Here is a 15504-nt window from a genome sequence, read left to right on the forward strand (position 1 = left end):
CACCCCCCTCCGCCGCCCCCCCCCCCCCCGCCGGCGCGGGGGGGGGGGGGGCCCCCCGGGGGCCCGGGGGGGGGGGGGCCCCCGGGGGGGCCCCCCCCCGCCCGCGTTCCCGGGGCCCCTCCGACGGGTGTGGTCAGGACCGGTCCGGACCGGTGGAGGGGGAGGGTCGGGCGCCTCCTCCCCGGGGGCGGCGTAAGTGCGCCGCGCCGGAGTTTTCCGAGACGAAGGCGGAGTCATTCGGATTCTTACGAAATGGTTTCCGATCGTAAAACCCTGTTTCAGTGCCGGTGGTACCGGGTGTCGCGAGCGGCGGAGTGAAAGGCGTTTCCCCACTACAGGGCTGTGTCCACTCGGATGCGCTGAGCCATGTGGGCAGGTCCGTGCGGTGTCGATCGCCCCGTGCGGCGGGGCCGGCGTGTTCGTTGGACGTAAAAAAACTTCGCTCTAACCCTGGCATAAAGGAGAGAAGGTTACTAAGGTATCGAATCGCAGGAAGGGTGCAATCGAGTGAACACACTCGGTTATGCCTCACTGTGCACCTCCCACTCCCAAACCCCCAACAAGGAGAATAAGAGTGCAGAAGCACACCACTCGGCGCGTGGCGATCAGCGTCGCCGCCGCCGGTGCCCTCTCCCTCCCCCTCGCTCTCTCCGGCGCCGCCGCCGCGAGCGCCGACGAGCTCGCGCCCCTCTACACCAGCGACGCCGCTGCCGGCGGTGACTACTTCGTCGTCCTGGAGGACTCGCTCAGCGCCTCCTCCGTCAGCGCGTCGTCCCTCGGCATCTCCTCCGACCAGGTGAACCACACCTACGAGGAGGTCCTCAACGGGTACTCCGCCAGCCTGAGCGCCGCCGAGGTCCAGGAGCTGCGGGCGCAGGACGGTGTCGCCTACGTCGAGGAGGTCGGCGTCGCGCGCACCACCGTCACCTGGGGCCAGGACCGCATCGACCAGGAGGACCTCCCCCTGGACGGCTCGTACAGCACCACCGGTGACGGCTCCGGGGTCTCCGCCTACATCATCGACACCGGCATCGACGCCTCGCACCCGGACTTCGGCGGCCGCGCCTCGTCCGCGTTCGACGCGTACGGCGGCGACGGCGGCGACGGCAACGGCCACGGCACCCACGTCGCGGGCACCATCGGCTCCGACACCTACGGCGTCGCCCCCGGCGCCGACCTGTTCGGCGTCAAGGTCCTCGACGACAACGGCTCGGGCTCCTACGACGACGTCGTCGCGGGCGTCGACTGGGTCGCCGAGAACGCCGGCCCGAACTCGGTCGCGAACCTGTCCCTGGGCGGCCCGGTCTCCCCGACCCTGGACGAGGCCGTCAACAACCTCGCCGCAGCCGGTGTGTTCGTCGCCGTGGCGGCGGGCAACGAGGGCCAGGACGCCGGCAACGTCTCCCCGGGCGGCGCCGACGGCGTGGCCACGGTGGCGGCGTCCGACGCGACCGACACCTCGGCCTACTTCACCAACTTCGGTGAGGACGTGGACATCTACGCCCCGGGCGTGGACGTCGAGTCGACCGTCCCCGGTGGCGGCACCGACTCCTACAACGGCACCTCGATGGCCAGCCCGCACGTGGCCGGCGCCGCCGCGCTCTACAAGAGCAGCGTCGGCGACGACGACCAGGCGACCATCCAGGACTGGCTCGTCGCCAACGCCAGTGCCGACAAGCTGAGCGGCGTGCCCTCCGGCACCGTCAACCTGCTGCTCAACGTCACCGGCCTGTAGCCGGAGCGGCTGTGGAGACCCCGCGCGTCCACAGCTCACTCCATGACGCCTGAGTGAGAACACGAACGGCCCCGGTCGGGGCGTGACCTCCCCGACCGGGGCCGTTCGCCGTCTCCGGGAAACGCCTTCCCGCCGGGGCCCGCCCCCCGGCGGGTTGTCGCGTTGCGAGACCGCATCCTGACCGGGAGTAATAGTCTGGGGGTGTGGATGACGGTTATCGGTTGGTGTTCGTCGGCGGCATGGGCCGGTCCGGGTCGACCCTCATCGAGCTGCTGCTCGGAGAGCTGCCCGGGTTCTGCTCGGTGGGCGAGATCGTGCACCTGTGGCGTCGGGGGCTGGTGGAGAACGAGAGGTGCGGCTGCGGCCGGCCGTTCTCCGAGTGCGGGTTCTGGGCCGAGGTGGGCGAGGAGGCGTTCGGCGGTTGGGGCCGCCTGGACGCCGGACAGGTGCTGCGGCTCAAGGACGGGGTCGACCGGACCCGGTTCCTGCCGGCCCTGCTGGACGGTGCGCGCGGCGGCCGCCTCGCCGCCCGCTGCGAGCGCTACACGGAGCTCTACCACCGCCTCTACGCGGCCGTGTCCCGGGTCAGCGGCGCACGCGTGATCGTGGACGCCAGCAAGCACGCCTCCCTGGCCGCGTGCCTGCGCCTGCGCTACGGCTCCCGGATGCGGCTGCTGCACGTGGTGCGCGACCCCCGCGCCGTCGCCCATTCCTGGGGCAAGAGGACGGTCCGCCCGGACGCGACCGAGGCCAGCAGCGAACCGGAGATGGCGAGGTACTCCGCCGGACGCGCGGCGGTCCAGTGGATGGCCCAGAACGCCGCGTTCGACGCCCTCGCCCGGCTCGGCACCCCCACCCTGAGGATCCGCTACGAGGACTTCGTCGCCGAACCGGGCGCGGAGTTCGCCCGCATCGCCGCGTTCTCGGGCTACGCGGGCGAGACCGGGGGCGCTGGCGGTCCGCTGGCGGCCGAGGGGAGCGGCGGCCGGCTCTCGGGGGGCCACGCGGTGTCGGGGAACCCCATGCGGTTCACCGCGGGCCGGATCGGCGTGCGCGCCGACCACGGGTGGCGGGAGTCCCTGGCGCCCTGGCGGCGCCACCTGGTGACCGCGGTGACGGCCCCGTCCCGCGGGCGCTACGGATACTGAGGCCCGCATGGCGGAACGGGTTTCCGGCTCCCGGCGCGTCCGCGGCCTCCTCCGTCCGCGTCCCGTGCCCCGCCCCGCGGCGGGGTCCGTTTTCCGAGGACGTGTCGCGTTGGACCCGGTGAGGGTGTTGCGTGCCGAAATTGTAACGTATAGTAGTCAAGAGAATACTCTGAGTTGTGATTTTCTGGCTGGGGGGCTCGAAGTGGACAGGGGACCGGTACGGGCGATGGCGGCCGCGGGGGCACTCGCCCTCGCCATGACACTCATCGGCGCCGCGAGCGCGCCGCCCGGGGAGGCCGCGGGCCCCGACCGCCGGTCCGTCCCGCCCGACACGCCGTCCAAGGACACGGCGACGTTCCTCGGACTGCCCGCGGCGACGGAGTACCGCTGCACGGTGTCGGAGATCCTGGAGCCCTCCTGCGGGGTCTGGTGGGGGGCCAGCCCCCACGAGAACCAGGTGGAGCAGCTGGAGCAGGCCGCCGACCGCGACATGGACATCGTGTACACCTGGCGCGGCATCGACCAGGCGGACGTCCCCGGGCGGCGGGAGCGGAGCATGGCCGCCGAGGGCAAGTTCGTGCACACCAACATCGAGGCCCGCCGCTTCACCCGCCCGGGGCACCCGGCCGTCTCCTACGCGTCGATCGTCGACGGCGAGTTCGACGAGCAGCTGCGGTCCCAGGCGCGCGGCATCGCCGCCCTGGACGTGCCCTACTTCGTCACCTTCGACCACGAGGCCGACGCCAACAGGCGCTACAACAAGCGCGGCACGCCCGAGGAGTTCGTGGCCTCCTGGAGGCACATCGTGGACCTCTACCGGGCCGAGGGCGCGGACAACGCCATCTGGGTGTGGAACGTGACCGGGTGGGAGGCCAACCTCGACCGCCTCCCCGGGCTCTGGCCCGGCAACGACTACGTCGACTGGCTCAGCTGGGAGGCGTACAACATGTCCACCTGCGACGCCCAGCCGAACTGGACAGAGCCCCACTCGTTCGAGGAGGCCCTGCGCCCCGCCTACGACTGGATCCAGAGCGAGGGGCCCGCGCACGGCATCGACCCGGACAAGCCGGTGATGATCGGCGAGATGGGCACCACCGACATCGGGCCGCGCGAGACCCTGGAGTGGTACTCCGAGATCCCCGACGTCCTGCGCCGCTACGAGCGGGTGCGCGCGGTCAAGATGTGGGACGAGGAGCTGACCCCGGGGTGCGACTTCCGCATCGGGGCCAACGAGTACGCCCGGCGGGGGTTCCAGCTGGCCGGACAGGACCCGTACGTGCGCCTGCCCGAGCGGGTGCGGCGCCTCGCGGAGGACGCCGCCCGGCGCGACTGAGGCCGGAGGCCCCGGGCGCCCCGCGGGGCGCCCGGGACACGCGGCGCGGGAGGCGGTGCGGGCGCGGGCGGCCCGACGCGGGGAGGCGCTTCAGCCCCCGACGGGTCGCGCCATGGACCAGGTCCTCGGACCGCCGTCCGGCAGGTCGTACTCCGCGGTCACGGCGAACCCCAGGGACTCGTAGAGGCCGACGTTGCGGTACGCGGAGGTCTCCAGGAAGGCGGGGACCCCGGCCGCGTCGGCCTCGCGCAGCCCGGCGGCGACGACCGAGCGACCCAGACCCCGCCCCTGCGAGTCCGGGTGGACGCCGACCGTGCCCAGGAACCACACGGGTTCCGCGGGGCGGTGGCGGCCCATCGCCTCCTCGGCCGAGGCGTAGGCCGCGGCCCGGTCGCCCGCGAGCTCCACGAACGCGGGCAGCAGGCGCTCCATGACGGCCTCGGCGCCGCCGGAGTCCGGGGTCGTCCAGACCGCGACGGCGTCCAGGCCGTCGCGGACCCAGACCCGGCCGTGCGGGAGGCCGATCTCGGCGAGGAAGAGCCGCTGGAACTCCCTCAGCCGGGCCGCGTGGCCGTCGGCGGAGATGGTGTGGCGTGTGAAGGGGTAGTCCGCGAAGGCCGCGGTGAGCGTGTCCGCCGCCCGCTCCACGTCCCCGACCACAGCTTCCCTGACCATGTGCTCCCCCGTCCCGACCGTGTCCCGGACGGGCCCGGGACACGGCATACGAGGCTACACACCCTTCCCGCGGAGGTGGAGCGCGCGCGTGATCCACCCGGGCGGCACGCCGCACACCACCAGCAGCGCCAGGTAGGCGCGCCCCTCGGCGGCCCGGTGCCGGAGGGTGGCGCCGATCCATCCGAGCGCGGCCCCGCGCCGGCCCGCCGACGCCTCCGCGAACGCGATCTGCCCGGCGACGCGGGCGTAGCCGCGCGGCACCAGCCGGAACTCGGGGTAGCGCTCCAGCAGCCAGCGCAGCGCCTTGGAGATGGTCTGCCAGCGGCCGGCGAAGTGGGAGCGGCGGTGCCACAGGACCCGGACGCCGGGCTCGGGGATGTTGCGGATGGGCGCGCGCCTGGCCAGCCGCAGCAGCAGCTCGTAGTCCTCGCCGTAGCTGCCCGGGATCTCCTCGCTGACCGTCCCGCACCCGTCGAGCATGGCGCCGCGGCGGATCAGGAACGTGGACGGGTGCAGCTCCGTCAGCCGCGACGCGAGCAGGTCGCCGAAGGTGACGCTGGTGCGGTCCAGGCTCCGCTCCGCCTCGACCCGGTCGTAGACGACCCTGATGCCGCAGCACACCATCTCGGTCCCGGGTTCGGCGCGCATGACCTCCACCTGGGCCCGGAGCTTGCCCGGCATCCAGGTGTCGTCGTCGTCGCAGAAGGCGACCAGCTCGGTGTCGGCCGCGAGCACGCCGGTGTTGCGGGCCCCGGCCAGGCCCGGGGTGAGGGTGTTGGTGACCACGCGCACGGGGCGCTCGCCGCCCGCGCGGGCCAGGGCGGGGTCGGGCTGGTCGTTGTCGAAGACCACGATCGTGGTGATGCGGCCCGGGTACTCCTGCTCCTCGACCGCGCGCAGGGTGCGGCGCAGCAGCTCGGGGCGGTCCCGGGTGGGCACCACCACGGTCACCTCGGGCCAGGCGCCGGCGGGCGGCACGGCGGGCGCGGGGGCGCCGGGGCCGGTGCAGGCGTCCGTCAGCAGGTCGATCAGCTCCCCCGCGCGCAGCGCCGCCCGCTCCGGGCCCCCGTCGTCGGAGGGACGCACGCGGAACGCCTCCGGTGAGGCGAGGGCCTCGTCGATGAGCGCGGACAGCTGCTGGGGGCTGGAGCAGGCGCGGACGCGGCCCGCCTGCTCCAGGCGGCGGACGAAGAGGAGCTGGTGGTCGTCCACGTGCTCGTCCAGCTCGGGGTCGCGGGCGACGACGACGGGCAGGTGCCCGGCCCGGCGCGCCTGGACGATGGTCCCCGGACCGCCGTGGGTGATGACCACCTGAGCCTCGCGCATGCGGGCGCCGAGCTCGTCGCCGGGGAGGAACGGCGTGCCCGCGGCGACCTCCGGCGCGGCGCTGTGACCGTGCTGGACCAGGATGCTCAGGTCCCGGTGGCGGCGGGCGTAGTCGTCGGCCCACCGGACCAGGCGGTCGAAGGCGTGGTGGTCGGTGCCGATGCTGACGACCACGTCGGGGTGGTCGCCGGCCTCGGGCCTCTGGGTCGGGCGGGTGGTCTGTTCTGTCACAGGAGCGGTCCTACCGTGATGGCGGTCGGCATGAAGGTCCGCTGCTCCTCCCACTGGGTGAGGAACAGGCGTGTGAAGGGCCGGCACAGGCGCGCGGTGAGGGTCGGCGTGTCGATGCGGTCGTAGACCTCGATGTAGACGGTCGGGATCCGCAGCAGCCAGGCCAGGGCGAAGAACGGCAGGGCCACCCCGGCGCCGGTCGTGACGACGGCGGAGGGGCGCCGCTCGCGCAGGACCCTGAGGGCCAGCCGCGTGTTGCGCAGCAGGTTGCCGACGTCGCGCGTGGTGGGGTGGAAGGCCCAGTGCACCCGCTCGCCGTCGAGGGCGGCTTCGGCGTCAGGGGTCCGGAAGGTCACCCACGTGCGCTCGCGCCCCTGCCACCAGGGGCGCAGCGAGCACAGCTGGGCGAGGTGACCGCCGTTGGAGGCCACCAGGAGAACCGGGGATGCAGACATGTTGTCATCATTCCATAACTGAGAGTAGTCATACGGGTGGTCGGCGCCCCGTGCCGCGCGGGTCGCGGCGGCGTCCGGCGACGCCCGGGCACGGGGGCGCCCCTCCTGCGCGGGATCCGGGAAGGGGCAGGTCCGGTGCGGGGTGCGGGCGCCGCGTCCGCGTCGCCCGCGGCCCGTGGCCGGCGCGGGCGGACGTCCCGGTGGGGGACGCCCGCACCGCCCGCGACCGGGGTCGGCGGCGCGGTTCACCCGCGCGGGCGCAGGCCGAGAAGCCCCCTCAGCGACCACACCGTCGCCGCGTGTCCCAGGGCGCCCGCGACCAGGGCCGCTGCCGCCGCCGCGGCTCCGCCGCCGGCCACCGCTCCCGCCAGCAGGGGCAGGGCGCCGAACCACACGGCGGCGCTGAGCGCCGCGGCCGCCACCGGCCGGCTGAACGGGTGCAGCACCACCTGGGACCGCAGCTGCCACAGCGGGAGCGCCTTGCGGACCAGGACCGCCGCGACCAGGGCCACGGCCGCCCCCGTGGCCCCCGCCCACGGCACGAGTGCCGCGCACACCGCCACGTTCGCGGCCAGCGACAGCACGTTGTTCAGGAGGTTCAGCCCGGTGCGTCCCGTCATCGTCAGGATCAGGTCGCCCATGCCCAGCACGGAGCCCAGCAGCTGCCCCGCGCACACCACGACCAGCGCCGCCGCCCCTTCCGCGTAGCCCGGCCCGAAGAGCCGCATCACCTCCGGGGCGAACACCAGCACCGACAGGTACAGCGGCCCTGTCACGCACAGCAGCCACGAGGTCCCCGCCCGGTACAGGGACCTGATCCCCTCGTGGTCCCCCGTCGCCACCTGCTCGGCGAACCTCGGCTGGGCGGCGAACAGCACCGCCTGCGTGCCGAACTGGCCGACCACCATGACCCGGGTGGCGGCCGTGAACACCGCCGCGCCGGCCAGGCCGCTCAGGAGGGCGACCAGCACCACGCCGCCGCGCTGCACCCCCATCTGGGCGAGCCCGCCCAGCGCGCGGGGGAGCGCGAACGCCCAGAACTCCCGGGCGGCGACCGGCCCTGCCCCGGCGGCGTCAGGGGCCCCGGCATCCCCTGCCGACCCGGAGCTCCCGGAAGCCGGGGTCTCCTGGTCCGCGTCCGTCCCCGGACCGTGCCCCGGGCCCGCCCCGGCCCGCGCTCGCCGCAGGATCCGCCCGAGCCAGAACCACGCCAGCGCCGCGGCGGGCAGGTACGGCCCCGCCCAGGCCAGGGCCAGCAGCCCGGCCGATCCCGTGACCGCGATCCCTGCCACCAGCCCCAGCTGTGCCAGCGGGCGCCCCACACGGTCCACCAGCACGGTGCCGGCCATGTCGTGGTGCGCGCGCGTCGCCGCCAGCGCGGAGTCGGTGAGCACCGCGAACGGCAGGAACACCGCCAGCAGGCGGAGGTAGGCCGCGGCCTCCCCGCTCCCCAGGGCGCCGGCCATCGGCTCGGCGAACACCAGCAGCGCTCCCGCCAGGACGCACGCGGCGCCGACGGCGGGCCCCATGGCCAGCCGCAGCAGGCGGGGCACGCCACCGGGCCGGCCGAACACGCGCATCCTGGCGATGAAGTAGACGAGCCCGTCCGGCGCGCCCAGGTTCGCCACGACCGCCGCGATCAGGAACACCGACGTCGCCGAGAACAGCAGGCCCGCCGTCTCCTGCGAGAACGCCCTGGTGATGGCCACGATCAGGAGGAGGTTCAGCCCGGCCCCGACCACGGCCCCCGCCATGTTGACGACCCCGCCGCGCAGGACGGGGCGCAGGCCCGCGCCCGGCCCGGCCGCCCCGTCCCGCCGGTCCGCGGTGTCGGTCACGCGCGCCACGAGGGCGTGCGTCCCCACCAGGCCGCCAGGCGGGCGTCGCTCTCGGCGAACCGCTCCGTCAGCTCCGCCCGCAGTCCCTCCGGCATCCCCGCGCGCTCGCGCGCGTTGTGCCGGCCCGGGGCCTCCCCCGGGCCGGGGGGCAGCCCCAGGAACCGCTCGATCCCGGCCAGCGCGCGCGCCGTCCCGTCGAAGAGGTCGGCGTGGTCCACCACGTGGATCCGGTCGCGCCCCAGGTGCCGCTCCATCCTGAGCAGCTGGTCCGCGTAGTGCCCGCGCGCCACGTACCCGTGGTGCTGGTGGGCGTGCGAGTGGTACCCCGGATCCCCGGCGAGGCGCTCCTCCTCGCCGGAGAGCCGCTTGGACTCCAGCTCGACGGCGAGGGCGAAGGGCTCGGTCTCGAACCCGCGCGCCGACTCGTGCGCGTGCGCCGAGTACGCCCGCTCCACCGGGTCGCGCAGGATCACGACCACCCGCACGTCGGGCAGGGTGCGGGCGATGCGCTCGGCGGCCAGGGGGTGGAACAGGTAGTACGGGCTGGACTCGCACACCCTCACCCCGGGCCGCCCCCGGCGCGCCCGCAGGGTCGCGCGCAGGGGGAAGTGGGACCGGTACCAGTCCGGCCCGCGGCCGTACCCGGTGTCGAAGTAGTGGACGCCCTTGCGCAGGGTCGGCCCGGTCACGGCCGGGTGCCGGCCCAGGGCCTTGAACAGCGACGTGGTGCCCGCGCGCTGTGCGCCGCAGATCAGGAAGTCGGGAACGGCGCGGGCGGAGCTGGTCATCCCGCCCAGGCCGTCGGCCAGGGGCAGGAGGGCCCGCCGGGCTGGAGCCGCCAGGCGGTGGAGCAGTGCGGGGGAGGTGTTCCGCGGCATCGGGTGGTCCCTCTCTGGTCTGCGGACGTGGTGTCCGCCGGAGCCCGGCGGGCGGTTCCGGCGGCAGGGGCCGCGGGCGTGCGCCGGTGCGGGCGCCGGCGGCCGTCGAGGCCCTGTGTCGGTGGCGTGTCGGCGGCGCGGTCCCCTCACCGCGCCGCCACGGGAACGCCGGTCCCGGGTCAGGCGGGACGGGCGGCCTCGTGGGCCGCTCTCTCCTGGAGCCCCTCCAGCGCGGGGAGCAGCCAGTCGTCCACGGCCGCGAGGCGGCCGCCGCTCTCGGCCTGCCGGTCGTGCAGGTAGCGCGTGGCCAGGTCGATCAGGTACAGCGCCATGACGGTGGACACGGTGTGCGGTTGCAGCCCGGTCCCGGACATGAGCGGGTCGCGCAGCAGCCGGGAGCCGCTGTCCAGCCACCGGTGCACGCCGGGGTGGACCCCGGCCTGCACGCACTCGTTGAGGTCGTAGTGCAGGGCGTCGAAGCCCGCCGGGGCGTCCAGGCAGAGCCGCTCCCAGTCCCACACGAACGCGCGCCGCGCCGTGCTGGCGATGTTCCACCGGGTGAGGTCGCCGTGCCAGGCCCCGAACGGCACGTGGACGTCCGGCAGCCGCCGCAGGGCGGCGCGCAGGGGCGCGGCCTCGGGTCGGGCGCCGAGCGCCACGATCCGCTCCTCCAGCGAGTGCCGGTAGGGGCTGGCGGAGAGCCTCAGCTCCCGCACGTCCGCCACCGCGGTGATCTGCGTGACGCAGCGCAGCAGCTGGCGGCGGGTGGGCCGGTCCGTCTGCTCCCCGACCGGCAGGGCCTCCTGCACCAGCAGCGGGTGGCCGTTCCACTCGCCCTCGTACAGCAGGCGCGGCACGGTCACGTCCCGCAGGGGGGACCCGGCGAGGTGCCGCAGGGCGCGCGTCTCGGCGCGCACCAGGCGCGAGGTCAGGTCGTTGACGGCGACCTTCGCGTAGCCGATGGTCCGGCCGCCCGGCGTGAGCAGGAGCAGGACGGGTTTGCGGTTGGCCCTGGGCGGACCGACGTGGATCGCGATGGACAGGTCGCGGTCGAGGGCGGCGGTGAGCGCGTGCTCGATCCCGGGACCCGCGCCCACGTACAGGCGGTCGCGGAGGAGGAGCGGTGCCATCCCGGTGGCGAACGCCCCCGTCAGCAGCAGCGTGCGCGCCCTCTCCACCAGCGAGTGCCCCTGGGCGAAGGACGTGATGCCGCGGGTGGCGGCCGAGCGGTTGTACGCGGGCAGGATGACCCGGGGGTTGTGGGCGCTGGGCACCGGCAGGTACTGGTTGCCGCGGTCGCGGCGGACCCGGCGCCGCATGCCCCTGTCCCCGGGCCCGAGCAGCCCCCCGCACGGCCACAGCACCGCGGCGAGGTCGGTCAGATAGGTCGTCTCGCTGTTCAACGCAGACCTCCGCGTGTGCGCGCGGCCCCGCGCCGCCGGGGTCCGGTCCCGCCGTCCCGCCACAGCAGGGCGACGGCGACCATGGTGACCGCCAGCGGGGACATCAGCGCGACGTAGAAGAACATGTACCAGAACAGCAGCAGCACGGTCAGCAGTGCGCCCTGTCCCACCGGCGAGGCCGTCGCCCTGTAGCGCCACGCGACCCGCGCGAAGAACCCGGTGAAGAGGGCGGCGCCCACCCAGCCGGTCGTGATGAGGGTCATCCAGAGCTGCCCGGCGTTGCCGATGACGTGCTGGCCGCAGCCGGGGCACTCCGACGTGGGGCCGACCGCGATCGAGTCGGAGCTGCCCTGCGACTCCCTCGTGGTGCCCCACCCCATGACGGGCGACAGGTCGGCCGCCTCCACGGCCGCGGCGTTGGTGGCGGCCCGGCCGTCGTCGCTGTGCGGGGCGTCGGCACGCGCCCTCACCACGTCCGCGAGCGGCGACGCCGCCAGGACCAGCAGGGCGGCGACGGCGGCGGCCGCGCAGGCCCCCACGAGCACCGCCCGGCCCCGGCGCAGCGCGACCGCGGCACCGTAGGCGAGGGAGAGCGCCAGGCCCACCCACAGCGCCCGGTTGAGCGAGTACACGGCGGGGACCACCGCCAGGGCGGCGGCGGCCGACGCGCCCCAGCGGATCCAGCCGGCCCCCTGGACCACCCAGCCCACCACCAGCCACACCAGCAGCAGGGAGAGCATGTACCCCCAGATGTTGGTGTACTCCCATGGGGCCTTGGGACGGGCCGAGTCGTAGCCGAAGATGTCCATGACCTGCGCGGACGCTGGGTGGACGAGGGTCTGCATGTACGCGTCGGAGGCCAGTCCCGGCGGCAGCAGGTACTCCAGCGGCGCGGTGAACTCGAACCGGGGCGCCGCCATTCCCAGGTAGCCGCCGGCGATCGTGGCCAGGCAGAGCACCGACAGCGCCGACACGACGGCCCGCGCGGGCAGCTCCCGTTCGGTCAGGTTGCCGACGTAGAGCAGCAGCACGGTCAGCACGAGGTAGTTGACCAGCCTCAGGAGGGCGCCGCCGTAGCCTCCGCTGCCCGGGACCGCGCCGGGCATGTCCAGCGGGACGAGGAGCAGGCCGAGCAGCGACCACACCAGGAACAGGGCCCAGAGCCAGAACCCCGGCGGGACCCGCAGGCCCGCCGTCCGGTGGCGGCGGACGAGCTCGGCGGCCATCGGCACCGCGAAGAGCCAGTACGCGAACTGCCCCATCCCCAGCGCCCACCAGAGCGGGTACCCGGCCAGCAGCCAGACCACGGGTCGCCCGGCGGCGCCGGGGGCGCCCGTGCCCGGCAGCACGCCGGACACGGACGCCCGTGCGGGACCCGGCGCCGTCCAGGGGCCCAGGGGAACGGTCGCGTACGGCCGGGGGCCGCGGGCGGACGAGCCTCTGGCCATCAGCGCCGGGCTCCGGAGACGGACGTGTCGACGGACGCGGGACCGCCGTCCCCCGTGCCCTCCGCGTTCACCGCGTCCCCTGTGTTCCCCGTGTCCCCCGCGTTCACCGGGCCCTCTGCGTCCCCCGCTTCCCCCGGGTTCCCGGCGGACCCGCCGGGGGCCCCGGCCGCCGGGGAAGCCGGGACGGTCTCCGCCGTCTCGGCGGTGTACGCGGACTCCCAGTCCTCCGCGGTGTAGGAGCTCTCCCAGGTCTGCGTGGTGTACGGGGCCTCCCAGTCCTCCGCGGTGTAGGCGAACCTGACGGCCGCCGCCGTCTCGGCGGTGTCCGCGGGGACCACGACGTCCGGTTCGGCGTCCTCGGCACCCGCGGGGACCTCGCTCTCCGGCCCGGTGTCCCCGGTGTCCGGGTTCCCGGGCCCGGGGTCCGCCTCCTCCGGTTCGGAGGAGGCGGGGGCCGGCCCGTCCTCCGAGGGCGCGGGCCCCTCCGCGGCGACGGGAGCGGGCCCGGCCTGCGGCTGGGCCGGCAGCACGGCCGCGCCCGGGACGGGCACCCCGAACCGCTCCGCGAGGGTGAGCAGGCCGACCAGGTCCGCGCGCCGGGTCCGGCCCAGCTCGACCACCGGCAGGAGCAGGTCGGCCGCCCCGGCCAGGGCGTGCGCGTCGGCGCGCTCGCCCACCGCCGCGACGGACACGACCACGTAGTCGGCGTTCGTGCGCAGCAGCCGCACCAGCTCCGTCATGGCCGTCCCCTGCACCGGCGCGGTCAGTCCCGGGCTCCCGTGGCGCAGGACGCGCAGGCGGGGCACCGCGTCGGGGCGCACCTCCAGCCCCCCGGGGTCCTCCCCCTCCAGCAGGGCCTCGGCCAGGCCGGGCCCCTCCGGCAGGCCGAGCAGTTCGCCGACGGTGTCCGTCCTCGGGTCCGCGCAGACCAGCAGCGTCTCCGAACCGGTGCGTGCCAGGGCCGCGGCCAGGTTGACGGCCGTCGCCGCGCCCGCCCGGCCGGGTGTGCCCGCGGCGACGAGGATGACGCGGCCGGGCCCGTCGACGGCGGTCCCCGCCTGCTCGGGGACCCCGTCCGGCCCGGCCGCGGGGACGGCGAGGCGGGCACGCACCAGGTGCGCGAACTCGTTGACCCGCTGGCCCCCGCCCTCCTCGCCCAGCAGGCCGGGGGAGCGGTCGGACGGGGACCGGGACGAACGGGCGGACAGGTCGAGCAGGACCGGCAGCCGGCCGACGCGGACGGTCTCCTCGGTGTCGCGCAGAAGGGGGTCGAGGCGGTCCCGGGCCACGGCCGCGAGCAGGCCCGCGACGAGCCCGAGGGCCGCGCCGCCGACCAGCCACAGGGCGGGGACGGGGCTGCTCGCGCTCTCCGGCAGCCCGGCCGGGGTGATCACGGCGCCGGGGCTGACCGTCTCCCGGAGGGCGCTGAGCGGGCTGATCCCGTTGCCGAGGTCGGTGATCTCCTGGCGCAGCGCGTCGGCCCGGGCCGTGGCCTGGGGGGAGACGGCACCGTCCCCGGCGGCCTCGGCGAGCGCCTCGTAGCGGTTCTCCTGCTCCGCCCGCAGCGCCTCCAGGCGGCTGTCGATCAGGTCGTCGACCCGGTCCCGGCGCAGGGCGAGGTAGGCGTCGGCATAGGCCTCCGCGCCCGCACGGGCCGCCTCGGGGCTCCCCGCCGAGTAGTGGATCTCCAGGACGTTGCTGTTGGGGGGCACGCTGACCTCGACGCGCTCGCGCAGTTCGGCCGTGGTCGGCGCCGGCCCGGATCCGGTCCCGGCCAGGGTCCGCGCGACGACGGCCGACACCTGGTCCGACACCAGGACCTGCGCCTCGGTGTCGAGGTTGACGTCCCCGGCGAGGCGCCCGGACTGCTCTCCGGTGAACCGCTCCAGCCCGGTGGGCCGGACCTGCACCGCCGTGGCGGACGTGTAGACGGAGGGCAGGGCGAGGACCCCGGCGGTGGCGAGGAGCAGCCCGCCGACCACCCCGGCGCAGACCGGCCGCCAGCGGCGGCGCAGCAGCGCCGTGTACTCCCTGAGTTCCGGTCCGGACGATCCGGGGACGTCGCTGTCCATCGAGTCCTCTCGCGCAGGCGTGGTCAACACTTTTAGTGAACGATTGCATACTAAGTGTAGTCCCTTTGGGGGTGGCAGACACTGGGGAAAACAGTCGATTCACCGTGGCGGCGGCCGGAGGGGCCCGGCCCGCCTGCGGGAGGGGCCTGCGGGTGTCCGAGGGGGCGGCCGGACTGCCGCCGCCGCCCCCTCACACAGGGTCATCGGGGGGAACCCCGTACCGCGACGGGGGAGGGGGCGCGCCGCGGCGGGGGCCGTCCGGCGGCCCGGCGCACGGGTGACGCGCGGGGCCGGCGCCGGGAGCGCGGAGGGAGGGGCGGTCGGGAGGGCCCGTCAGGCCGCGACCACCGTGGGCGGCAGGCCCGTGGACGACTCCCACGCCTCGTCGCACACCTTCTGGCTCGTCACCGTGTGCGCGCGGGCCGAGCAGTCGCGGAACTCCGTCACCTGGTCGCGGTACACCACGAAGACCGAGGTGAGGGCCAACGACACCACGATGCCGAGCACTCCCACGAGCACGCTCAGCAGAGCGCCCGGGGCCTGGGTGCGGTTCCGCCTCGCCGTCCTCCGCGCCCGGAAACCCTGCACGACGCCGAACACGGACAGCACGGCCCCGTAGGGAGGGAGCAGCAGGCCGGCCGCCCCGAAGAACAGACCCCACAGGCCGCCTCGTTCGACTCTGGGAGGCTGCCCCTCGGTTCGCGGTTCCGGGCTGTTGTCGGTCAAGGTTCTCTCCTTACGGACGCCCCGCCGGGGCGTGGTGGGCCGCTCACGCCTGGGCGGAGCGTGCCGGGTCTCGGTGCGGTCCCGGGGCTGGTCCGGGAGCCGTGGCGGCCCCCGTCACAGTGGCGCCAACGCCGACTCCCCGTGGGTAGACGCTACCCGGCCCGATAGGGTGGGAACGCGGACGGGCCGAGCGGGCCCGGCCGTCACCCGCGACCGCCCTTGGAGGCTGCTCCTCG

General features: G+C 75.2%; 12 protein-coding genes. 3 read left to right on the top strand and 9 right to left on the bottom strand.

Annotated features, from left to right (window positions below; genetic code table 11):
- The first annotated feature begins 574 nt into the window (after positions 1-574).
- From ACIRPH_RS13630 to ACIRPH_RS13640, 3 genes are all read left to right on the top strand, one after another.
- Positions 575-1735 carry a S8 family peptidase gene (locus ACIRPH_RS13630; protein WP_402913640.1) on the top strand — a complete coding sequence of 387 codons (1161 nt, stop codon included), beginning with the start codon at positions 575-577 and terminating at the stop codon, positions 1733-1735.
- A 239-nt stretch (positions 1736-1974) separates the two neighbouring features.
- The gene (locus ACIRPH_RS13635; protein WP_402914770.1) at positions 1975-2883 is read left to right on the top strand and encodes a sulfotransferase; all 909 of its coding nucleotides are present in this window, start codon (positions 1975-1977) and stop codon (positions 2881-2883) included.
- Between the two features lie 202 nt (positions 2884-3085).
- Positions 3086-4216 carry a glycoside hydrolase family 26 protein gene (locus ACIRPH_RS13640; RefSeq protein ID WP_402913643.1) on the top strand — a complete coding sequence of 377 codons (1131 nt, stop codon included), beginning with the start codon at positions 3086-3088 and terminating at the stop codon, positions 4214-4216.
- Between the two features lie 90 nt (positions 4217-4306).
- Here the strand turns inward: ACIRPH_RS13640 and ACIRPH_RS13645 are convergent, their stop codons facing one another.
- The 9 genes from ACIRPH_RS13645 to ACIRPH_RS13685 all read right to left on the bottom strand — a co-directional run bounded on the left by ACIRPH_RS13645 (position 4307) and on the right by ACIRPH_RS13685 (position 15268).
- Positions 4307-4891 carry a GNAT family N-acetyltransferase gene (locus ACIRPH_RS13645; RefSeq protein WP_402913646.1) on the bottom strand — a complete coding sequence of 195 codons (585 nt, stop codon included), beginning with the start codon at positions 4889-4891 and terminating at the stop codon, positions 4307-4309.
- Positions 4892-4945: 54 nt separating this feature from the next.
- A complete protein-coding gene (locus ACIRPH_RS13650) occupies positions 4946-6448 on the bottom strand; it encodes a glycosyltransferase (protein ID WP_402913648.1) in 1503 nt (500 codons plus the stop codon).
- Positions 6445-6903, bottom strand: a complete 459-nt coding sequence (locus tag ACIRPH_RS13655; protein ID WP_402913651.1) for a UDP-N-acetylglucosamine--LPS N-acetylglucosamine transferase — start codon at positions 6901-6903, stop codon at positions 6445-6447. Before ACIRPH_RS13655 ends, ACIRPH_RS13650 begins: the two co-directional genes overlap by 4 nt.
- 245 nt (positions 6904-7148) lie before the next feature.
- The gene (locus ACIRPH_RS13660; RefSeq protein ID WP_402913653.1) at positions 7149-8768 is read right to left on the bottom strand and encodes a lipopolysaccharide biosynthesis protein; all 1620 of its coding nucleotides are present in this window, start codon (positions 8766-8768) and stop codon (positions 7149-7151) included.
- Positions 8738-9619 carry a sulfotransferase family protein gene (locus ACIRPH_RS13665; protein ID WP_402913656.1) on the bottom strand — a complete coding sequence of 294 codons (882 nt, stop codon included), beginning with the start codon at positions 9617-9619 and terminating at the stop codon, positions 8738-8740. The genes ACIRPH_RS13660 and ACIRPH_RS13665 overlap by 31 nt, the downstream gene beginning before the upstream one ends.
- 179 nt (positions 9620-9798) lie before the next feature.
- The gene (locus tag ACIRPH_RS13670) at positions 9799-11022 is read right to left on the bottom strand and encodes a phosphotransferase (RefSeq protein ID WP_402913658.1); all 1224 of its coding nucleotides are present in this window, start codon (positions 11020-11022) and stop codon (positions 9799-9801) included.
- On the bottom strand, positions 11019-12470 hold the full coding sequence (locus ACIRPH_RS13675; protein WP_402913661.1) for a ligase: 1452 nt from the start codon (positions 12468-12470) through the stop codon (positions 11019-11021). Before ACIRPH_RS13675 ends, ACIRPH_RS13670 begins: the two co-directional genes overlap by 4 nt.
- On the bottom strand, positions 12470-14569 hold the full coding sequence (locus ACIRPH_RS13680; protein ID WP_402913663.1) for a lipopolysaccharide biosynthesis protein: 2100 nt from the start codon (positions 14567-14569) through the stop codon (positions 12470-12472). The genes ACIRPH_RS13675 and ACIRPH_RS13680 overlap by 1 nt, the downstream gene beginning before the upstream one ends.
- A gap of 306 nt (positions 14570-14875) precedes the next feature.
- The gene (locus ACIRPH_RS13685) at positions 14876-15268 is read right to left on the bottom strand and encodes a DUF4190 domain-containing protein (RefSeq protein ID WP_402913666.1); all 393 of its coding nucleotides are present in this window, start codon (positions 15266-15268) and stop codon (positions 14876-14878) included.
- Positions 15269-15504: the final 236 nt, after the last annotated feature.

This window comes from Nocardiopsis sp. NPDC101807, from assembly GCF_044766605.1.
Taxonomy (GTDB): domain Bacteria; phylum Actinomycetota; class Actinomycetes; order Streptosporangiales; family Streptosporangiaceae; genus Nocardiopsis; species Nocardiopsis tropica.